This window comes from Methylomicrobium album BG8 (assembly GCF_000214275.2).
GTDB classification, from domain to species: Bacteria; Pseudomonadota; Gammaproteobacteria; order Methylococcales; family Methylomonadaceae; genus Methylomicrobium; species Methylomicrobium agile.
Genome location: NZ_CM001475.1, coordinates 658,081 through 679,276, shown reverse-complemented (window position 1 = coordinate 679,276; position 21,196 = coordinate 658,081). Strand labels below are relative to the sequence as shown.

Sequence of the window (21,196 nt, the reverse complement as noted above, 5' to 3'; positions counted from 1 at the left end):
GGCGTATCCGCTTAGTGTCCGGCCAGTGCTTCGATAAGCAGGGAAGCGTCGATACCCGCCGCCAGCGACGGATCGCCTTCGATCAACTTATTGTCTTTGAGGAATTTGGCGATCACAGGGCCGACCGCGAGCAGTGAAGACGGTTCGGCGTCGGGTCCCAACGCCTTCAGGCTGTCTTGTAAATTGAAGAAACGGGTGCCGGGCAGGAAAATCTTATAGGCATCCGGCTTCATGCCGACGACTTTGGCCATGATCCGGACGGCTTCGTCGGGCTGTTCCCGGATGAAACGTTGCGTTTCGTCCCAGGCTTTGATCATGCCGATCAAGTCGGCGCGCTGCTGTTGAATGGCCTTTTCACGGGCGATCAGCAAGTCAGGGATCAATCCCGGCATGTCCTTGGAACTGAACAACGCCACGCCTTTGCCGCTGGCCTGAATGTTATTGACCCAGGGATTCCAGACGACCGTTGCATCCACCCGTCCACTTAAAAAGGCCGCCGCGGCATCGCCGGCCGACAGGTTAACGATGTTGACATCATCGAAACGCAAGCCATTTTTCGCCAGCGCGGTCGCGAGCACGAAATGCGAGATCGAATATTGCTCCAGCGCGATGGTTTTGCCTTTCATGTCGGCAAAGTTCTTGATCGACGGCTTGACCATCAGCGCATCGTTGCCGTCCGAGTTGTCGTTGACCAGGATTGCCTTCAGCGGTATGCCCTTGGTCAAGGGCGCCATCGTATCGGACCAGGTTTGGCTGTTCGCGTCGATCTGGCCGGCGGATAGAGCGGAAATGGAGTCGGTGTAATTGGCGAACCAGACCAGTTTGACCTTGGCGCCGTGCTTTTTGAAAAACTCTTTTTCTTCGGCCACATACCAGGCGACCCAGCCGGGCCAGTCGCTGACGCCGACCTTGATCTCGGCTTGCGAAGAAAGCGGATTGAAGACGAGAAGCGTAAAAAAGAGTGCCGCGAAACGGCGGGAGAAAAGTATTGAGTGAAAGCTCACGAGATGCTCCGGTTGAGATGAAAAGACTACACACAGAGGGCGATCGGTTCGATATGAACCGAAATGTCCTCCCGGGCTTTTATCCCGCCGTGTAGCCCCTACCGGAGCCGGCAACTCTCGGTCCAGACACTCACTGATGAGCCGGAACCCTAGTCGCCATTTTTTTCAATCAAGATACTGTCGAACGACCGCACCTCTTGTGTTTTTCAGTTCTGATTAAGCACTTTTTATGCCATATTATACAATTTATTGATAATTCAGAGATATAAAATGTTAAAACGGGTTTAAGTTTTTAAGAATGCACTAATATAGCGCATTATTAATAAGTCAATGCACAATATTGGGGAGGTTGAGTAAACGATTGTTTCTACAAATTGAATAAGGAATATCCACTCTTGACGACTGCAAAATTTATGTCCAGTTTTTCAATTGTGGAGGGTTTGCTCAACTCAATAAATACCGGTTATTCCCCCCATTCAACTCCAAGGTACTATGTATAAAAGGACACTTAACATAATGGCCGAACTAAGACTGTCAGTGTCATGTTCAATCCAAACTGATGTATGAATATGCCCGATCAAACCGAGAGTTTTACAAAAACTCACATTCTGCCGTTACCTCAAGCCCGGAGTGTTTCCCCTTTTTCGCAATTGATCTATGACACAAATCTGGCAGGTGGGCGAAAATTTGCTGTTGTAGATAACGATATGATCACCATGACAGCTTTTACAATAATGCACGGCTGCCAGGCCGATTTTTAGCGCTTGCGCGACGACCCAGGCTTCGCTGAAATTGGCGGGACGCACTTTGCCATAAGGTCTGCGTTCACGAACATGGTTGGGAAATGTCTCGCAAAAAAAATCCCAGGCAAAAATAATGGCGGACACATCCATTTCAGCCCTGATATCAATCTGGCTGGCACTTCGATAAAGGGATGCAAACAGAGAGATGTACAGCATAGACTCTCGTACTTGGGGAATAGCTTCGATAGCCGGAAGCAATCCCGAACTCGGGCTCTCGCCTTGGTGAATCGAGCGATGAATATCCCGAATTTCCGGCAAACTGATGCTTTTAATCAGTTGGCTAACATACGATGTTCTGAGCTTTCGTTTCAGCAGTTGATAGGCTAATTGGTAGTTTTGCAACTGATCTTCATAGGACAAGCCTTCAGCTATCATGACTGGCCTCCTGATTTGCTTAAAAACATTCTCAGACGGAGGGCGCGTTGTTCAAAAGGCTCGCTCACCGTGGGTTCGTTACGCAAGAATGTCCGCCAGGAATTGACGTGAAAACGGGGAGCAAAACTGAGCACATCGCTTCGCGCCAGCATTTTCAATTGATCGACCGGCATTTTAGCCAAAATGGTCACCGCTTCCGGTGTTAAGCCGAGACTGACCATGGCGTGCTGTTTACGGCCGGACTGGATCAACGCATGAGCCAGAATCAGATAATCCAGATTCAGGTTATAGATATTTTCGTCCATAAAGCACGCGATCAGAGCACTGCCCTGATTTGATTCGCCACCGCCAGCACCCTGCGCCCATAACTCACTGCGGCTTCGGTATTTTGCCAGCTGTGATAGCGCCCTATCCCTAAAACCAGATCATGGGGTGCTGATTGGATGGCTTCGGCCAAGACTAAAGCACCGATCTGTAAGTTCGTGACAGGGTTCAACAGTTGCTCAGGTTTGCCGACCCGATGTCCATGCCAGTGGAGATTGATTTGCATGAGTCCGACATCGATATTCCGGCCACCCTCGATAAGGGTCTTATTTAAGATAGCTCGTGCTTCCTGTTGAGAGGCAGGGATGATGGATTTGCCGGACTTGTTAATGGCCCAAGGCCATGGAGTCACATGATTTAAGGGATTCACTTTGGCTGATTCAACCAGCGCAACGGCATATAGAATGTAGGGATCCAGCTGATGCTGTTCGGCGATTTGCCACCAAAGTGTGGTGTGCAGCTTGGAAGGAGAAGGGTTTGAAATTTTTGAACTGGCCGTAGTGATATAGCTTTTTGGCAAAGCCGCCTTTTCTTGCGCTTGGCAACTTGGGCCGAAACTAATGAGCCCTAAACAAAATATAAGCAGCACAAGAGCATAATTCTTTTGGCAAAAACTCCGACTCTTGTGGGATTCAGAGAGATGTTGAGCCGATGACTGATGGTGGCTCTGTAAATTAGTAAGCAACATGGTAGATGAGCATCATTTGTAGTGATGAAGCGAGTCTACCTTGTGTTCCTAATTTCTCTATGTCGGAAAAACGACCGTTTGGGGGCTTTTCTAAGAAAGAATCGCTTGGGCGCCAATCTAAATGGATCACAGTTAAGCACACCTCTTCGTCGACAACTGCGAACCAGAAAACCGAGTAGTCTCAGTTAACTAAAAACCGATTAGGACAGCACTGAGCTAGCAAATTTGCATGTTGCAATATCCCATATTAATGGATAATCCGTATTGACATTGTGATCACAATTGGATAAAAATAGCACTTACGACTAAAATCCATGGAGGCCTCATCAATGCAGCCGTCATCAACCAAAGCGAATAGCCCCCGCGACATTAATATCAACATCAGGGCCAAAAGAACGCAACGCGACTTGATCGACCAGGCCGCCGAGATGCTTGGCAAAACTCGATCGGATTTCATGCTGGAAACAGCGTGCCGTGAGGCCGAAGAACTGTTACTTGATCAACGAATTTTCCATTTGGATGCGGAAAGATTCAAGCAATTTCAAGCCTTGCTGGATACGCCGCCGACTGCCAATCCCAAACTACGCGAACTAATGTCAAGCAAAGGCCCTTGGGAAGACTAGTTTGGCTAGTTCAGTAAAATGGAGCCTGCCCTCACCGCTGAAAACAGAACATGACTTTACCGCGTTTACTTGCGGCGAAATCAGTCTTGATCATTGGCTAAAAAATCGTGCACTGCGTAACGAGGGTCGTGGCGCTTCACGAACTTATGTCGTGTGTGTTGACCAACCTCGCGCCGGAACCATCGTTGCCTATTATTGTTTGGCTACCGGATCAATTGCCTGTGAGCTAGCGCCGGGAGGCATTCGTCGTAACATGCCAGATCCCATTCCCGTCATGGTGTTGGGCCGACTCGCCGTTGATATAAACTGGCAAGGCCAAGGGATTGGCAAAGCGCTTTTGCGCGACGCCATACTCCGTACCCTTCAAGTGTCCGAAATCGTGGGTGTCAAAGCCCTTGTGATTCATGCACTTTCGGATCAATCCGTCCATTTTTACGAAGAACACGGTTTTCAAAAATCGCCGATGGATTCCAATACGCTATTATTGCCTTTACCGCACGTTATTTTCCAAGGTAACGCCGAATAACGGAGCGATCTTATCCCCATGCCCCACGTTGTCCATCTTTTTTGGGCCCCTGAAACCACCGAGGCTTTCATTCAAGCCGGCCACTTTTATCTGTGGGTGGAATCCGCGGCACAAGCCGCAAATCAATCCAAGAAACGTAAAACCCGATCTCACCCCAACCACCTGGATGCCGAGCGTTTGCGAGACTGGTTGAAATCGTCCATCGGTGTCACGTCACGAGAGTCCGATTCTGTGACCTATCCCGTGCCACTCCCTTCGTTCCAGGGCAACCCCCTTCCCTGCCCCGAATTATCGACCCATCTGGATGCCGAAGCGTATGCCTGGCATGAGGCGGAAATCGAGATCTGGCCCATCCGCTGTTTTTGTTTCAATAACCGGGCCATCAACCTCATCAACGACATCCATTTCCGGTTGATCTTCCAGGGGGAAGACTTTAAAGCCGGCAGCGATTTTTTGTTTTGGTATTATTTCACCCAATCGCTTCGCGGCATCCTGCTCAAAGACCAGTATATCCCGGCTTTGCGCTACCGAGTCCGGCAAACCGGCAAACACCCTTACGAGGTTTATACCGGTTGGGAGTTTTTGTCTCCGCACTACGAATGCCTGATAGAGGAAGCGGCCGAACGCCTGCCGCCGGCCGCCGCACCGAATTTCGAACCTGCCACGGTATTGCGTCATTGTGCCGAAGTATTGCTCAGACAGGCCGCCGGCAATTCGCGCCTGACGCAAGCCCTGGAGAAACAACTGGCCGATTCGTGGCTGTTGCCGGCCTGTCGGCCGACTCGTCAAGAACCCTGGTTGACCGCCGGGGATCTGACGCTTGGCGAGCAGTGGGCCACCTGGCGAAAACAGCTTTCGGGCGCAGCCGGCGAAACCGGCTTCCAACTGGGTCTTCAACTGCAGGAAGCCTCAACAGAACAGCCCGACTCCTGGCGCCTGGAATTCCGTGTGGTATCGCGCCGCGACCCTTCGCTGCAACGACCGCTGGCCGACTATTGGCAACTTTCCGGCACTGCTCGGCAACATTGGGAAAAGGATTTTGGGTCCGATTTTGAGCAGCGTTTATTGATCGATTTGGGACAGGCCGCGCGGGTTTATCCTGCGTTGTGGAAGGGCATGGAAACGGCAGAGCCGTCCGGCATCGATCTGTCGCTGGAAGAAGCTTTCGCTTTTTTAAATGAAACCGCCTGGGTATTGGAAGCCGCAGGCTTCCGGGTCAGTGTGCCGTCCTGGTGGACTCCGCAAGGCCGGCGGCGCGCCAAATTGCGTATGCGTCCGGCGGCAACCTCGAAAAAAGCGGCACGCTCTACAACGCAAAGCCTTTTGAGTCTGGATCAATTGCTCGAATACCGTTACGAACTGACACTGGGCGGTGAACAGGTCGGCGCGGAGGAATGGATGCAACTGGTCGAGACGAAAACGCCGCTGGTGCAATTCCGCGGCCAGTGGGTCGTGCTGGACCGTGAGCGCATGAAAGACATGCTGGAATTTTGGCGGCGCCAGGGCGAGGCGGAAGAAAACCTGGACATGCGCGACTGGCTCAAGCGCACCGCGGATGAAGCGGACCTCTTCGAAGTCGACCCAGGCAGCGCCTTGGCAGACATGCTGGATAAGTTGCGTCATCAACAGCACTTACAGCCAATCGAGGACATTCCCGGCCTGAACGCCGAACTGCGTGAATATCAAAAACGCGGCGTCGCCTGGCTGGTGTTTTTGGAACAACTCGGCCTCTGCGGTTGTTTGGCCGACGACATGGGCCTGGGTAAAACCCTGCAGGTCATCGCCCGATTAGTCATGGCGCGTGACGAAGCCGGTCACGGCCCTTCTTTGCTGATCGCGCCGACTTCGGTGCTCGGGAATTGGCGCAAGGAAATCGAGCGCTTCGCGCCGCAATTGACAACGCGGCTGCATCACGGCAGCGAGCGCTGCAAGGCTGAAGAGGAATTCGACGCGGCGGCACAAGCCGTGGATGTGGTGATCGTGTCCTATCCACTAGCGCTGCGCGACGCGAAATTGTTTCAAGCCCTGAAATGGCGGCGCATCGTATTGGACGAAGCGCAAAACATCAAAAATCCGGAAGCCAAGCAAACTAAGGCGATTTTCAAGCTGGACGCGGACTATCGCTGGGCGCTGACCGGCACGCCGGTGGAAAACCGCCTGCTGGATTTATGGTCGATCTTCAATTTCCTGAATCCGGGATACCTCGGCAAGCAAGCCGCTTTCCGGAAAGCCTTTGAGGCCCCCATTCAACGTGACAACGATCCCATGAAGTCTGCGATGTTGAAGCGTCTGGTGGAGCCGTTCATTTTGCGCCGGGTCAAGACCGACCCGGCGATCATCCGCGACTTGCCGGACAAAGTCGAAAACAAGCAATACTGCAATCTCAGCAAGGAACAGGCCTCGTTGTACGAAGCCGTGGTCCGCGATGTCGAACAGCAGTTGGAAGCCAGCGAGGGTATTCAGCGGCAGGGCCTGATGTTGTCGACCTTGATGAAGCTCAAGCAAATCTGCAACCATCCGGCGCAGTTTCTTCAGGATGACAGTGCGTTCAACGCCGAACGCTCTCATAAACTGGAACGGCTCGGCGACATGCTCGCCGACGCCCTGGCCGAAGGCGAAAGCGTGCTGATTTTCACGCAATTCACCGAAATCGGCGCCCGCCTCGAACGCTATTGCCGCAGCCGCCTCGATTGCCGGACTTATTATCTGCACGGCGGCACAGCACGGAATACGCGCGAGAAAATGATTGCTGAATTTCAAAACCCGGAAACGCCGCCGGCGGTGTTTATTCTGTCGCTGAAAGCGGGCGGCGTCGGCATCACGCTGACCCGCGCCAATCATGTGTTCCATTTCGACCGCTGGTGGAATCCGGCGGTGGAAGACCAGGCCACCGACCGAGCGTTCCGGATCGGCCAGACGAAAAATGTCTTCGTGCATAAGTTCATCACCCTGGGCACGCTGGAAGAACGCATCGATCAAATGATCGACGCCAAAAAGAAAATCGCCGGCGCCATCGTCGGCAACGACGAGTCCTGGTTGACGCAACTCGATAACGCCGCATTCAAGCAGCTCATTCGCCTCAATCAAACCGCTGTATTGGAGTAAACCATGAGAGCGCTATGCACCTGGTGGGGACAACGCTTTATCCAGGCCCTGGAGAGCTTTACCGATTCGGCAAGGCTGGCGCGGGGACGCGCTTATGCCACTAACGACCGCATTCGCAGTTGGCAGCGGAAAGGCTGCGTGGTCAGTGCGACGATCCGGGGCAACATTAATCCTTATTACGGTGTTTATAAAGAGCCTCTCTATAAAACAACGATCGCCTTCCAGTCGATCGATGCGGCTCAGTGGCAGCAATTGATTCAAATTCTCGGCAGCCGTGCCGCGTTTATTTCCCGTCTTTTGCTGAATGAAGTGCCGGATTCTATCGAAGACGTGTTTCGGACACTGAAACTGAACTTGCTTCCTTACAGCCGCAAAGACCTGAAAACCGACTGCTCCTGCCCGGATTACGCCAACCCGTGCAAGCACATCGCCGGACTGTATTATTTCCTCGCGGCACAGCTGGACCGCGACCCGTTCTTATTGTTCGAATTGCGCGGCCTCGAGCGCGACGAATTGCAAAAACAATTACAAAAAACGCCGCTGGGCCAGGCGTTGGCGGCGGCCATCGGAGAACAGGACGCCGGCTTTGGCATCGTTGACAGCTACTTCACGCGCGCAACAACACAACCGCTTGCACCCCGCATGACGCCCGGCGACTTCTGGCACGGCCAAAGGCGCCTGCCCGAAAACTTGCCACAGACCACAGCGACCGTTATTCCGGCCTTATTAATCAAAAAAGGCGGCGACTTCCCGGCTTTTTGGCCATACCATCAATCTTTCATTACGACGATGGAAACCATTTATCAAGCCATCCGTAAACGCGAAAAAGACTGGTGATATTATCGTCCTATGGGGAAGAAAATTCCGGAATTTAGCTTATACTGCGCGGGGTCAAGTCTGCGGATTTTAAAAAAATGTAATTACTGTAAAAAAGGCGGGCTCCGCGCGCTATGCCCTTACCTTTCAAATTCAGCAAAGCATTTCGCGCACCGAACCCACCTTTTCTAGAAGCTTTGTTTTTTGTGGAAAATACCATGCATATCGTAAATATGTTGCAAGCCAAGTCATCCCTGTCCCGCTTAGTGGAGGCTATCGAACAAGGACGCGAGCGTGAAATTGTGATTGCCCGAAATGGCCGTCTGGCTGCCAAACTGGTTCCGATGGATACGGTACCCTCTGGGAAACGCATTGGTATAGCAAAAGGCTTGTTCGTGGTGCCGGACAGCATCGATGCGCACAACGACGAAGTGGCGCAGTTGCTCAGCGGAGTTGATTGCCCACTCCCATGGAACATAGCGTAAGCCGGGATTATCTCAAATAGCCATCAATTAAAGTGAGTTCTTAGTGTAGTATTTGGCGTAACAAATTAAATTATTCAATTGAAACTCATTATAAATCAATGCCCACATACTGCTGCATCATCGGCGTATGTTCTTTTTGCTGGTCTTCCCCATTACCCTGATTCAATTTGTCTTTCATTCTCATCTTATTGATAACAGAGGGTTATTAACATCTTTATTCGTCTCGCTTAACATCATCCGCACTTATCAAAACTTACCTACACTTTACATTTTAATGTAGCTTTTTTATATCATTTCAAAAAAGCTATACTGAAATTTCAGGGCAACTAAAAAAGCTATACTAACCTGAATTCGGGATAAGCCATTAGGTCCGAGGCAGCAGATTGACTTTGATGAATGAGTGCAGGGGGTTGTTGTTTCTCATCCCGAACTCGGGTTTCAAGTAGGGGTACGCTGTGCGTACCTTTTTCGGCGGCAAAGGTACGCACTCGGCAATTGCTCCTGCATTGCTCTATCTCCTGCATCCCTGCAGTCGAGCGTACCCTACGAAACGGTCCATAAACGCCTGCCGATTCCGTTCGAATTTGTTTCCTAAAACAGCAGCTTACGCGAAAAGGTGCGCGCTGGACTTCTTATCCCGAACTCAGGTTATACTAATACGCACTTCGACTCCCGCACAGCCAAAGCTTTGCAACCTGGACAGCATATCACCTTTACCGATTATCCCGGTCTTCGCCTCTCGGCTTCAGCTAAGTTGCGGACCTGAATTTATCGATATAGAAGCTCAATTGATGGACGCGTTCGGCAAGCCGCTATAGGTCATTGGCCGGCCATGTCCTTTCCAGCCGCTATTGTCTCTTGGGAAGCCTTGAAAAACCAGCGCGATTCAGTATTATCAACAACTTTATGAGCCTGCTATCGCAGCATGACTCACAACCAACAGCCTCCGAGATTCCCGGGGCGGTTCAATCCCGAAAGCCCCAACCGAAGGATAGTCCGACGTTCAAGGTGAATTATTGACTTGCTTTGGTTGGCCGGATAGAAATCAGAATATCCTGCACGAGCAATTTACATGCAAATCAAAATTCTCATCGATACGTATATTTGGTTAGATGTGACAAAAAGTTTTCTACATATTGGTTATCATAGAGGCTACTTCGCTAAATATGGACTAACTATTCCATGCGAAGATATAAATAACCCCTTGATAGCCCGAGTAGCCGCAACATGGAACAAGGCCCGTTCATTCTCATCGCGTAAGCGGGCTTCTGTCGGATCTTGCGTTTCGGTGCTGATTTTCAATGGCACAACACCCTCATTAATACCTGCCATTAAAACCACTTTAAATTCCAAACCTTTTACACGATGCATCGTCGCCAAGCGAATACCCGGCAAATTTCTGTTATCCGATTGTTGTCGAGACAATTTTCGGGTTTCGATTCCCATCTGTTGTAATTGAGAGCCATATTCATCGACTAAATGATTAGTTCGAGCAACCAAACAAATATCCTGAGAGAGCAAGCCATTTTCAATTAATACTTCAATTTTTTCCCTTATCCACTTAGCTTCTTCACTAATGGAATTAAAATGTTTAATTTCAGGAAAGTCCCCATGCATCAGCGATCGATAATCGGTCAATGTATCCTGAGCATCATCCATGTCATCCACAGCAATTCCTTCTAAGACTTGCGTGGAGAAACGTCGAATTTCTTCGGTCGTTCGGTAATTGATTTTCAGTTTTTTGCCTCGCCCACGAATATTAATCCCGCATTTGCCTAAAACGGCTTTACGCTGATAAATCCGCTGGTGCCCATCACCGACGATGAAAAGGTCGTCTGGCCCCTCTGGAATCAAGCGGCGCAACAAGGTAAGCATTTCCGGCCCGAAATCCTGCCCTTCATCAACCACAATTGACCGATAACGCTTATTATTCGCGCCCGAATCGAGCATGGACATAATATCAAAGGCTGCATCTTCAATCGTGGTCAGCTTTCTTTGTGTCAATTGAATACGCATTTCTTCGAAAACCGGCCAAATATCGGCCCTCTGTTTTCTGGTTAGCGGTACGCCGCGCCCCATGCGGCTCGTGGTTAAATAAGCCTGACGCGATCGAACGAACTGCGGCAGAATGACCCTTTCCCATTCTTCCCTATAAAAGCTTGTCGATAATCCTAAGTTGGGCGAAATTAACCCCTCTGCCAAAGACCAACATTTTTCATATTCACTGTCTTTGCCATTGGGATAAGCAATTCGGAAGTCATATTCTTGCTGCTTCAAAAAATCCACTATCCAGGCGTCGATGTGTTGTACGTCAATGCGTCTGAGCTCCTGTGCCGTACAAATCTTGCGTAAACTCTCCTGAATATCGACGGCTAAATTGCTGGTAAAGGTCGTAAACAAAATCCGTTCATTCGTTTCGGCCGCTTGTGCAGCCAACCATTTAGCGCGGTGCATCGCAACGACCGTTTTACCCGTGCCTGCACCGCCGAGCACGCGAACCGGCCCGGACCAATGACGGTTGATGAGTCTGCGCTGAGAGGGATGCAGAAAAACCCGCCATTTTTCCAACGGCGCTTCCAGCATTTCCAATAACTCCATTTCGTCGGCCACGACATAGAAGCGTCGACGCGATGCGTCCTGATTGAGGGCTTCGGCAAAATCCTCAGTATCAACCATTGTCGATTTTTTCGCAGCGTAATCGGTTAATATTTCGTCCAACAATGTCCCTGCCGCCAACAGATACAGCGCTTCGAAGGCTTCTATGGGCAGCGATTTTTCAATCGCCTCCAATGCCTCGACATGGGTCAAGCTTTGGATTCTTGCTAAATCATCCGAAGGGACTCCCAAACTCAATAATGTCTCGTCCGATAAATCAAATAGACGATTTTCCTGCGCTGCCTGAGTTTCAATCTTGACCGGTTCGATCTCCGGTTGATTGCCTTGCAATATCTCGACCAACTGCAAAGCGCCCGTCTGCGGATGGATGTCGCAGCGGTGACTACGCGCCCAATCGTAAGCGTCATCATGTTTATCGACCCAGAGAAGAATGTAAACGTTGCCTTGCGCCGGTTTCAGCACAATGCCCCGATAATCCTGATCGATTCGAACCGAACGAAAGTTCACGTCGCGTGCATCGTTGATTTTTTCGTAATTGATGCCGTTCGCCATCGGGTTGTAACGAAACTTTGCGACAAACTCCATCACCTTCCTCTGTTTGGCTTTCGGAATTTGCGCAAACGATTCCAGAAAGCCATCCCCAATCGCTATTTTTAGATTTTCCACTTATCGCTCCCGATTCGTTAGCAACGTCAACAATCGATCCATCCAATCCGGGCTTTGAACGCTAATCATTACCCATCCCGGTATGTTATTGTGAAAGTCGTCGTAGACGCGATGTCCTCGTCGCGTGGGGACGTCCTCGTCGCGACGAGACGTCGCATCTACACTTAGATTTTCCACTTATCGCTCCTGGTTCGTTAGCAACGTCAACAATCGATCCATCCAATCCGGGCTTTGAACGCTAATCATTACCCATCCCGGTATGTTATTGTGAAAGTCGTCGTAGACGCGATGTCCTCGTCGCGTGGGGACGTCCTCGTCGCGACGAGACGTCGCATCTACATCGTTAGGGAGTTCCGCTCTATTTTCCATCATCAGCGCGATGGAACGGTTGGGCCAAGCCAATTCAGCCGTCGCCACGACTTGCGAATCCAGATACAGATCGAGACCGACTTCCGGACAATCAATCCCTGCGGCAACCAATTGCTCCAATGCAAACTGCTCGATCTGACACAAGTCAAAAACGGCTTGCCAGCGCTCATCGGTGGTTTGCAATGCGGCCGATTTTTTCAGTTGCTTCGACGACGGCCAGCCTTCCAGTAAATTTTCATACATTTGCTCAGCGACACCGGTTCGAGTCGCCACCGTAAAATAAGGAACAAATTGCAGCACATTGACCGCATGCCAAAAGCCGCGCCAGATTTTTTCAAATTCCTTGGTTTGTGCCGCCGCGGTATCGTCGAGGGTCACCGAAATGCCAACCTCTTCTAACAGGCGTTGTTTCGAGCTCAATGCAGTCGCTGGCAAATAAACGGCGATATCGACCGGAGGGGTCCCCGTTTGAATCCCTTTCAGCAAACCGCCAAATGCCATCGCATCTTCATGAGTCTGCAGCCATTGCCAAACCGTGCCTGGAACAACCCTATTCAATCCCATTGCCGGATCGTCCCAAAGCCGTGCTTTCAAGGAAGGCAAATAGAGCCAACCGATCGTATTGCAAAGCGTAATTTGTTGGAGTTGTGATAAGGTTTCTGCCGGCTTCTGCAAAAATGCCAGCAAAAGCTTAAACGGCCCGGCGGTCAGAGCATCCTCAATCTTTGTTGCTTTTTGCCATTCAAATCGTTCCGCCAATTTATCGTACTGAGCCAACATCGCGGGTTGACGGTGATTTAATAGATAATCGTTGATAACGGAATTGGGCTGTTGGCCGCTCTGCGGTATGTCCTGCCACCCCAGGCTCCATACGCGCCGCCCCGAGCGCATCACCGCCAGGCGTTTTCGCGTATCATCGGTCTGGTTATTGAAATGCGGTCCGAATCCATCCAAGTACAAGGCCCACTCGCCAAACTCGGCCAGATCGTTTTCCCTGACCGGACGCAGCATAAAATCCGGGATGGTTTGCAATAAAACGTCTTGAGACGGCCCAAGTTTTGCTTGAGGTTCAAGTTCCCACACTTGATCAGCGCCATCTTCTCCTCGCGCATGAATCCAATAGCCGGGTTTGCCGTTGACCGTCTTTTTGGTCATTCCGACAGATTTTGACAACGCACTGACAAATAACGCCTCCAACGGGCTACCCAGCGCGCTGTTCATGTCGATTTGGCTTAATTGCTCGACCGGCTGCAATTGATCGCGCAAAGCCAGAATTCGCTCCAACAATTCGATCGCCGCTTTTCTCGAAATCGCCGCCATGTTACGGCTATCCCGGTAAGCCAGGATACAATGATAACAACCGTCCTGATCGGCCTGATCCGCACAGGTGCAACTCAACAACAGATCATGAGCCTGCTCCAACAATCCCATCAAATTATCGGAGGTGCGCATCAACTCCTTCAAATAACCGGTTCCGCCCGGAACGCGGTCATAGATCACCAGATATTGACGAGGAGAGTGACCATTCGCATCCGATTCCGACATTTCGGTAATTTCAAGGTGCTGCACGTTGCCACGGAAATACTGACGCAGTCCCATATTCAGAGCAGCGATGAATGATGTTCTTCGTACCTCGGACTGTGCGACATCGGCCAGCGGCAACAAAATACGAATGGCTTCGGAATTCAGCTCCCTATACAGATAAAGACTGTTGATCCAGTCAGATTCGCTGACTTGCGCCCCCGGTTTCGATAAAGGGCAATCCAAGGTATGCGCATATTGACCCTTGCGCAATCGTTGCCGTCTGACCATGCCGCAATGCCGGCAAATCACGAAGCCTTTGCGCGCATCGCTTCTGCCGGCGACATGAAACGTTTCGGCTGAATCACCCGGTTCTCCAAAATTGATTTCCCGAAAACGCGCATTGCGCAAATACTCGAATCCAAACGGCAACTCGTCTCCGGCAATCCGATAGCCGCCCTGCATCGATACAGGCGGCACATCCACCAGCAACTGCCGCTGATAAAACACCGGCTCACGTTGATCGTTGTCGTCCCCGATACGATCACTCTGCGCATCCGCTCTGGCATAGACTTGCCGAAGCTTCAGCAGCGTGCGCTTTTGACCGGTATCGGCCCACTGCGCATTACCACAGCGGGGGCATACGCCGTGCGGATCGCCGCTCTCTTCAAGGTTTTCGTTATAATGACACGAAGGACATAAACGCCAGGTTTGGGGCTTTGAAAGTTTCAAATCGACTTGTTCGATGTTTAATTGATGCTCTGCCGCATAAAAACGGGCCTCCGGCACCAATTCACCCAGCGCGGCTTGAGCGGAGCGCTGAAACGAGAAACTCAAGGCTTCGTACCGTTTGCGTTCATTACCTTCATCACGTGTTTCCTTACGGCGGAGAATCACCGAGTTTAACGTGACCCCTTCCTCCGGAAAGGCGTAATTGGGCAATAAGCCTTCATCGGTGAAAAAATTCAGCGTCAATCGTCGATTGATGCTGCCAATCAATGCCAGCAATGCCCCCCGCTCGCTCCTGGTATCGGCCAACAATTGATCGCGGGCTTCATCGGCAGGCTGGGCTTCCAATTGCGCAATGCGTTTTTTCAATTCATCGGCGCGGCCTCTGACGGATTTGCGGGTCTCGACAAGCTCGCTGAGCCGATTCAAGATGCGCCATCCCAAAGCTCCTTTGGTTTTACTGCCCAATAAAAACTGTCTAATGTGCTCGATCCCTTCGACATCCAGATCAGGAAACAGCACCAAAAATCGATCTAAGATCGAAAGAGCGTGCTCATCGACAAATTTCAGCATATTGTGCGGAAAACCATCCAACCTTCCGGCTTCGACCGTATCCAGCACCCTCTGCAAAGTGCCGGGAATAGCGGAGGCATCGACGCCGGTTGCCACCCAGCGATCAAAACAAAAGGCAATCAACTGCCTTTCCAGCACTGCCATCGCTTGCAGAAAAACACCGGGCGGAGAAATCTGTCCTTCCATCATTGCTTTCGGGCTGGTGTAAAAATAAAGATCATGCCGATGCCCGGTCGCGATGGTAACCGCCAGCGCATTCCCGTCGCGGCGCCCCGCCCGCCCAATGCGTTGCAGATAGTTCGCCTGCGCCGGCGGCACCGAACAGAGCAACACCGTCGACAAGTCGCCGATATTAATCCCCATTTCCAACGTCGGGGTCGCGGACAAGAGGTTAATATCCCAAGAATTGCCGCCCTCGATAAACGAGGATTCAATGGCGTGGCGTTTCTCGCCGTCCAGTAAACCGGTATGTTCGCTGGGCACCAAACGCCGGGGCCACGCGCGATAATGGCCGGATCGCGCCTGCATCGGCGCCGGCTGGTAATGGCCGAAACACCCTTGCCGCAAGCATTTCATGCCGATCAGCCAATGCAGTTGCCGGCTTGACGTCGGCAAACGATGTTGACAGTCCTTGCAGGCGACATCGACTATTTGCGTGGTCACCTGCCATTGCGACGGATTCAGGCCCCAAACCATCTGCTGCCGAACCGGCATGGCATGTAGCCAGCCATCCTTTTCCAGCACATCCAGCGTAATCGTGTACGCCTGTTGGTACTCGACCGAAGCCAACGGTTGATCGGCCGCCAGACATTTGTTGAACCAGTCGCGATACCAAGCGCCTTGACTCAGCAAATTTTCAAAACTACCGGAGACCTTATCCATGCTCAGCATCGCCGGCGGCCGGTTGCCGAATCCGTAACCCGGCATGAACGGCAATCGGGTCAGCAAAAACTCCTTGCCGCCTTCCTTGACGTAAGTCTCCAGCTCCTTCGTATAAAATGCGCCCTTTTGCCGAAGCCGCGTTAACATCCCCAACAGAAAATAGCGAACATCGTTGACAGGCACATCCGAAAGCATGCCCAGTTCTTCTCGTAATCGATGTGCCAGACGATCGCAGCTGTTTTGCAAGCGATCGTTATCCGGCACTACGGTTGCCACTGCCGAACGTTCGAGCGTCCGCCCGATCCGGCAACGCAGCCCGAACTCGCTGATCACCTCCCAAGACAGACGCTTGGAAACCAAGTTGGCCACATCGCTGGCATTGGGTATTTTGCCGGTCGCCTTCAATTCCTGATAACCCTGCAACCATTCCATGTTCGGCGCGATAAAAGTGCCGACGAAGGCTTCCTCACTGGCCAATTGCTGCCGCCAAAAATTCGGAAACTCTTGCGACAAACGGGGTAACGACAGCCCTTCACCTTGGCTACGAATATATCGAGCCAAGGCATTGCGCAGCGTTTGCGAATACGTTCTCGCGCCAAAAAAGCCGGCGCGATGTGCCGCATCCTGAACCGAATCGGAAAACGCGACCAGCTTGTAATCGTCATTGAAAGACGATCCGAACAATTCTCCGATCATCACGCTGGACAGACTTGCCGCACGGGAACCGATGACCGACAGCGACTCATGCCCACTGCAACAAGGGCAATCGGCCGAAACCACGGTTCTGTTGATACCGTTCCGCTGAACTGGTTTACGAATGTCCGGCGCCCAAAGCGCGATACGTTCTCCTTCACAGCCTGTACAGACATTGCTGCCTTTCAACGGCGACAATTGATGGCAACGAACACAAAGCCAGACTCTCTCGTTGTCGGCTCTTCCGCGTTCGGAGTCCAATGGAAAAAATAAGGCCGCATCCGGTTTTTGTGCGAACCAGGATTGATAAAAACCCTGCAAATCGGGCTTTATTCTGCGTTCACCTTCGGCAACGACCGAGCCCCAGGCAACGGCATGGCATTCCCGGCAGTGCAGAAGCGGCAGATGCAGCGGACCGGCCAAATTGCGCAGATCATCGGCATGCGTCAGTTCAGGATTTTCACTCACGCTGGCGACCATCCGCCTGAGTTCGCGTAACCAAAGCTGAACCCTGACTTGCAAGAAAGGTTCGACATCGTCCTTTGTGACAGGACGTTTTACATCATACCCCGGATTTTTCCAGCGCCGAGCGGCAGAAATCAAAGCCGCCAAGCTATCGATCAAAGTTTCGGCTGCCTCCTGGTCGGGCAGGCGCAGGCGCTGCTGCCATTCGTTCGCCAATTCTTTGGCATCGCACAAGACATGCGCTTGCCTTAACAGCTCCTGGAACGCCGTCAGCCGCAACAATTGCTCGCCCAATAGGACGGAAGCCTTGATTCGAGCAGATTCGTCAGCGGCATCCAAAGCCAACGACTGACCCAGCCACAACTCAGCAGCACGGCGCAAATAAACGCCCGCGTCGGATTCTCCGGGTCGCAATTCGGCCAGTGCCTCGACCGGCCATCGCGCGATCACCTCCTGATGTGCACCGTGACGGCTCAAATATTCATCCACCGCCAAACGATCTTCCAGCACGATCGCATCGTCATCAAAGGGGGTAGCGAATACCTGTTCGGCATAGTCCCTAAGATCGGCGACAGCCGACGCATCGCCGATAGTGGCCGAAGTTCCCACGCACGCCATTTCATCACCGGCGCTCAGTTTGTCGCACAAGCGCCGGATCAAACAGGCCAGATCGGTTCCCTGCGCGCCATCGAAGGTATGCAGTTCGTCAACCACCAGATAACGCAACACGCCCGGCGAATTGAATTGCCACAAACGCTGATCCTGCGGTCGCATCAGCAGAAAGTCCAACATTTTGTAGTTGGTCAGCAAAATATCCGGCGGATTGTCGCGCAACGATTCCCGATGCGTAATCACTTGTTCCTGCGTCATCCCGCGATTGTTCGAGCCATCGTCGCCGGTAAACAGGCCGACGCTCAATTTGATGTCGAGCTTGCTGCATTCCTTCGCAAAACGCCGCGCCTGATCGGTCGCCAGCGCATTCATCGGGTAAATGATGATCGCCTTGATGCCCGAATGCCGATGAGACAGACAATAATCCAGTATCGGATACATAAAGCATTCGGTCTTGCCCGAGCCGGTGCCGGTGGCGACAATCGTCGATCGTGCGCCATTGCCGGACAAACGCCTAAACGCCAAAACTTGATGTTGATAGGGCGTAAATGTGATCGAATAATGCGTAAACGGCAGCGGCTCGCCGGTTTCAGCGGTTCGATAAGGCAGTTTGACTTCCAGCCAGGGCCCTTTCGCCAAATTGCCGTCTTTGTCGAGAAAGTCGTCGATCAAGGTTCGGCTGGCGTCGTGTCTAAACCCGTGTGTGGTAACCGGAAACGTTGTACGCAAAAATGTTTGCAGACCTTCGACAATCTGGCGCGCGACCAATATGGGGAGCATACCGGCCTTACCGTATGCCCTGAATTTCTAAATTTAAGGCCGCCGCCAAATTTAACCAGGCACGGTCGGCAGTAAGCACCGGAATCTGTCGACGCATGCCAAAAGCCAAGCAAGCGCGATCACCCAGCGATAAACCCAGCGGCCGTGAAATCGACCATAATCTTGCGGCGCACTCGGCATCTTCCAGAGTAAAGGCCTCGATTCTTACCCCAAGCGCTTCGATGTCTTCGCGCAAGCCTTCGATATCTATGCCGCGGGATAAGGATTTTTGCATCACTTCGGACCAATTGACCGTTGAAATGAAGCTCTCGCCAATGACCGCGCCAACGGTATCCGCGCCGGGTTCTTCGTGCAGATAAGCCAATAATGCAGAAGCGTCCAAAACAATACTCATAACTCCCCATCACGGCTGGCTTCGCGGCGACGGTCCGCGATCAATTCATCGGCCAAGCTGACATCGGCGGGAATTTTTGCAAACCGGGCTTTCAAACGCTCTCGAACGTTGTCTCGTTTTTCGAGTATCAAACGACCGTCTTCCACCTTCGCTATCAGCGAAGCGTCATTTTCGGCGGCAATTGCGCGTTTCAATTCGATCGGTATGACCAAGTGGCCTTGCGCATCGAACTGGACTTCGGTTTGTAAAATGACGGCCATAGTTGCCTCCTGAGGGTTGGGATGAGCGGTTAAACTATATCAGACGCTTAGCGGCAACCCTAACTAAAGTGCCTTGATAAATGCTTTCAAACCATCCAGCACCGGGTGATCGAGATTCCAACAACCTTTCTGAGCCGCCAAGCCCACTGCCGTCACACTCTCGTGCATTCCGGCCAGAAAAGCCTGTGCCTTCGCTTTACTGCGATTTTTAGGGAAATAGAAACATCCCGGTTCTTTGGGTTGGTTAGGTTGCCGGATCATTAACGAGTGCTCCAAACAAGCTAGGTATCCATCGACACAATTCATCGCCGGATGATCCGTTACTGTTTGTAAACATAAATCTTCCAACATGCCTTCTTCTTGATTGCCCGGCATGATGAATACTCCGACACGGCGTTTATCAGTGCTGTCGTAATCCGCGTGCTTTGTCGGAACCGGTTCCTTATTCTTTTTTAAAAGATCGGTAATGCTTTGAAATGCGGCCGCCGGATCGCCGTCCGCATCACGGATGATCGCGTAGGATTGAACTTGTTTATCGAAGCTCAACAGGAACGCAGCCAATTCATTCGGAAACTTGTCTTTTCCGCCAACCTCCCAAATGTCCACATTTTCAACCCCGCAATTTTTCAGTAAAGCCCCAAAAAAATTGACTTCATCCTTGCCTTCGACCAATAAAACCTTAGGCTGTGTAATCGATTCGGCCATCAACGCACCTCCCAATTGCGTTCAAGCGCCGCGCCTAATACGCCATGCGAATAAGTTTTGCCTTCAATGCGTCCGTCTAAGCGCTCCAAGCGCACATAACAAAACTCATTTTGTAAATCTTCCGGCAAGCCCTGAACTGCAGCCTGCAAGCATTCATAGCTGTGCGTCGTTGCGAAAACCTGACAATTGAATTGCTTGGCGGCCTTGACGATGCCCGCCCAAACTTTCGGCAAAGCCGAGTAATGGATGCCATTCTCGATTTCGTCGATAAAAACGCAACCGTCTCTGGTGGTCATCATCACCAGAATGACCGACAACAAGCGCCCCATGCCGTCGCCCATGAAGGCGACCGGAATTTTTCGCTCCAAGCCTTCCAGTTGGGCATGAATAAAGGTTTGGTCTCCGACCGCAACGGCGGAAAGACCTACCAGCCTGGGTTCGACGGTTTCCTTCAAAAAATGCACGACTTCTTGCAATTTGCCGACAACATCCAATTGACCGAAGCGAACCGCATCCTCTTGCGTGGCAACTCTCCCGGTCGCCGCAAGAAAAACAGCCTTTTCCGAATTAACTGACATGTTTTCGATCTCAAGACTGATGCCTTGCTGGCCAATGACGTGGTGCGAAATCTGCGGCGATTGCTTATCCAGTTGGTAAACAACATCCAGCGATAAACTCGGCGTAGGCTTGGCTTGAGTGTCTATTTTTGCCGGCATGCCGTGCAAAGCAGGAATTCCGGAACGAACCCGGCTCACGTAATCGCGATTCAATTGCAGTTTAAGGTTAGCGGTGTGCTTTTTTTCATCCTTAACCACAATTTCGATAGCTTTCTCCATGTCGTATTTAGAAAACATCGGCGCCCACATCGCATCGGGATTGAGCGATACGAAGGGAACATTGCGCCAGGCATATTGGCGCAGCAAGGCATCCGCGTTATGGCGATCGAAATAAAGAAACAGCGCTTCCAGAAAACTGGTCTTGCCGACATTGTTGCGCCCGCCGAGCAAGGTAACCCTCGCCAAAGCGCTGACCTCAAACTCCGATAAGCCTTTAAAATGCCTGATCTGCACCTGTTTAATCATATAAAAACCTAATTTATCGTTTCTTTTTAGTGTTCAAAGCCGCAGGCTTTGCATCATTTTAACTGTCTTCTATCGTATCTCTGAAAAATGCCACTATTTT

Annotated in this window: 15 protein-coding genes and 1 riboswitch; of the genes, 5 read left to right on the top strand and 10 right to left on the bottom strand. The window is 51.5% G+C overall.

Going from position 1 to position 21,196, the window contains the following annotated elements:
- Nucleotides 1-11: 11 nt before the first annotated feature.
- The 4 genes from METAL_RS02865 to METAL_RS02850 form a co-directional block, all read right to left on the bottom strand.
- Entirely contained in the window at nt 12-1,004 is a 993-nt protein-coding gene (locus METAL_RS02865; protein WP_005369448.1) for an ABC transporter substrate-binding protein, read from the bottom strand.
- A gap of 66 nt (nt 1,005-1,070) precedes the next feature.
- A riboswitch (guanidine-I (ykkC/yxkD leader) is annotated at nt 1,071-1,168 on the bottom strand.
- 450 nt (nt 1,169-1,618) lie between these two features.
- The gene (locus METAL_RS02860) at nt 1,619-2,182 is read right to left on the bottom strand and encodes a FlhC family transcriptional regulator (protein ID WP_005369447.1); all 564 of its coding nucleotides are present in this window, start codon (nt 2,180-2,182) and stop codon (nt 1,619-1,621) included.
- Nucleotides 2,179-2,487, bottom strand: a complete 309-nt coding sequence (locus METAL_RS02855; RefSeq protein ID WP_005369445.1) for a flagellar transcriptional regulator FlhD — start codon at nt 2,485-2,487, stop codon at nt 2,179-2,181. Before METAL_RS02855 ends, METAL_RS02860 begins: the two co-directional genes overlap by 4 nt.
- 11 nt (nt 2,488-2,498) lie before the next feature.
- Entirely contained in the window at nt 2,499-3,194 is a 696-nt protein-coding gene (locus METAL_RS02850; protein ID WP_005369444.1) for a lytic transglycosylase domain-containing protein, read from the bottom strand.
- Nucleotides 3,195-3,523: 329 nt separating this feature from the next.
- Here METAL_RS02850 and METAL_RS02845 point away from each other — a divergent pair, with 329 nt between their 5' ends.
- From METAL_RS02845 to METAL_RS02825, 5 genes are all read left to right on the top strand, one after another.
- A complete protein-coding gene (locus tag METAL_RS02845) occupies nt 3,524-3,817 on the top strand; it encodes a type II toxin-antitoxin system TacA family antitoxin (protein ID WP_005369443.1) in 294 nt (97 codons plus the stop codon).
- Between the two features lies 1 nt (nt 3,818).
- Nucleotides 3,819-4,343 (top strand): GNAT family N-acetyltransferase, encoded by a 525-nt coding sequence (locus METAL_RS02840; RefSeq protein ID WP_005369440.1) that lies wholly within the window; start codon nt 3,819-3,821, stop codon nt 4,341-4,343.
- Between the two features lie 231 nt (nt 4,344-4,574).
- Nucleotides 4,575-7,448, top strand: a complete 2,874-nt coding sequence (locus tag METAL_RS02835) for a DEAD/DEAH box helicase (protein WP_245549454.1) — start codon at nt 4,575-4,577, stop codon at nt 7,446-7,448.
- 3 nt (nt 7,449-7,451) lie between these two features.
- A complete protein-coding gene (locus tag METAL_RS02830) occupies nt 7,452-8,285 on the top strand; it encodes an SWIM zinc finger family protein (RefSeq protein ID WP_005369436.1) in 834 nt (277 codons plus the stop codon).
- A 113-nt stretch (nt 8,286-8,398) separates the two neighbouring features.
- Entirely contained in the window at nt 8,399-8,749 is a 351-nt protein-coding gene (locus METAL_RS02825) for a type II toxin-antitoxin system Phd/YefM family antitoxin (RefSeq protein WP_245549453.1), read from the top strand.
- A 1,152-nt stretch (nt 8,750-9,901) separates the two neighbouring features.
- Here the strand turns inward: METAL_RS02825 and METAL_RS02820 are convergent.
- The 6 genes from METAL_RS02820 to METAL_RS19755 form a co-directional block, all read right to left on the bottom strand.
- Nucleotides 9,902-12,031: a 3'-5' exonuclease gene (locus METAL_RS02820; RefSeq protein ID WP_005369433.1), complete on the bottom strand. Its 2,130-nt coding sequence runs from the start codon at nt 12,029-12,031 to the stop codon at nt 9,902-9,904.
- 177 nt (nt 12,032-12,208) lie between these two features.
- A complete protein-coding gene (locus tag METAL_RS02815; protein WP_005369431.1) occupies nt 12,209-18,655 on the bottom strand; it encodes a DEAD/DEAH box helicase in 6,447 nt (2,148 codons plus the stop codon).
- Nucleotides 18,656-18,662: 7 nt separating this feature from the next.
- Nucleotides 18,663-19,049, bottom strand: coding sequence for a type II toxin-antitoxin system VapC family toxin (locus tag METAL_RS02810; RefSeq protein WP_005369425.1), 387 nt, complete (start codon nt 19,047-19,049; stop codon nt 18,663-18,665).
- Entirely contained in the window at nt 19,046-19,309 is a 264-nt protein-coding gene (locus METAL_RS02805; protein WP_005369418.1) for a hypothetical protein, read from the bottom strand. The genes METAL_RS02810 and METAL_RS02805 overlap by 4 nt, the downstream gene beginning before the upstream one ends.
- Nucleotides 19,310-19,372: 63 nt before the next feature.
- Nucleotides 19,373-20,014: a DUF3226 domain-containing protein gene (locus METAL_RS02800; RefSeq protein WP_005369416.1), complete on the bottom strand. Its 642-nt coding sequence runs from the start codon at nt 20,012-20,014 to the stop codon at nt 19,373-19,375.
- Entirely contained in the window at nt 20,014-21,096 is a 1,083-nt protein-coding gene (locus tag METAL_RS19755) for an AAA family ATPase (protein ID WP_005369415.1), read from the bottom strand. The genes METAL_RS02800 and METAL_RS19755 overlap by 1 nt, the downstream gene beginning before the upstream one ends.
- Nucleotides 21,097-21,196: the final 100 nt, after the last annotated feature.

Bases quoted from the DNA above. Each gene is read 5' to 3' on its own strand.
- METAL_RS02800 (WP_005369416.1), bottom strand. From the start codon at position 20,014: ATGGCCGAATCGATTACACAGCCTAAGGTTTTATTGGTCGAAGGCAAG.
- METAL_RS02810 (WP_005369425.1), bottom strand. From the start codon at position 19,049: ATGAGTATTGTTTTGGACGCTTCTGCATTATTGGCTTATCTGCACGAA.
- METAL_RS19755 (WP_005369415.1), bottom strand. From the start codon at position 21,096: ATGATTAAACAGGTGCAGATCAGGCATTTTAAAGGCTTATCGGAGTTT.
- METAL_RS02815 (WP_005369431.1), bottom strand. From the start codon at position 18,655: ATGCTCCCCATATTGGTCGCGCGCCAGATTGTCGAAGGTCTGCAAACA.
- METAL_RS02830 (WP_005369436.1), top strand. From the start codon at position 7,452: ATGAGAGCGCTATGCACCTGGTGGGGACAACGCTTTATCCAGGCCCTG.
- METAL_RS02850 (WP_005369444.1), bottom strand. From the start codon at position 3,194: ATGTTGCTTACTAATTTACAGAGCCACCATCAGTCATCGGCTCAACAT.
- METAL_RS02860 (WP_005369447.1), bottom strand. From the start codon at position 2,182: ATGATAGCTGAAGGCTTGTCCTATGAAGATCAGTTGCAAAACTACCAA.
- METAL_RS02855 (WP_005369445.1), bottom strand. From the start codon at position 2,487: ATGGACGAAAATATCTATAACCTGAATCTGGATTATCTGATTCTGGCT.
- METAL_RS02845 (WP_005369443.1), top strand. From the start codon at position 3,524: ATGCAGCCGTCATCAACCAAAGCGAATAGCCCCCGCGACATTAATATC.
- METAL_RS02825 (WP_245549453.1), top strand. From the start codon at position 8,399: ATGCCCTTACCTTTCAAATTCAGCAAAGCATTTCGCGCACCGAACCCA.
- METAL_RS02805 (WP_005369418.1), bottom strand. From the start codon at position 19,309: ATGGCCGTCATTTTACAAACCGAAGTCCAGTTCGATGCGCAAGGCCAC.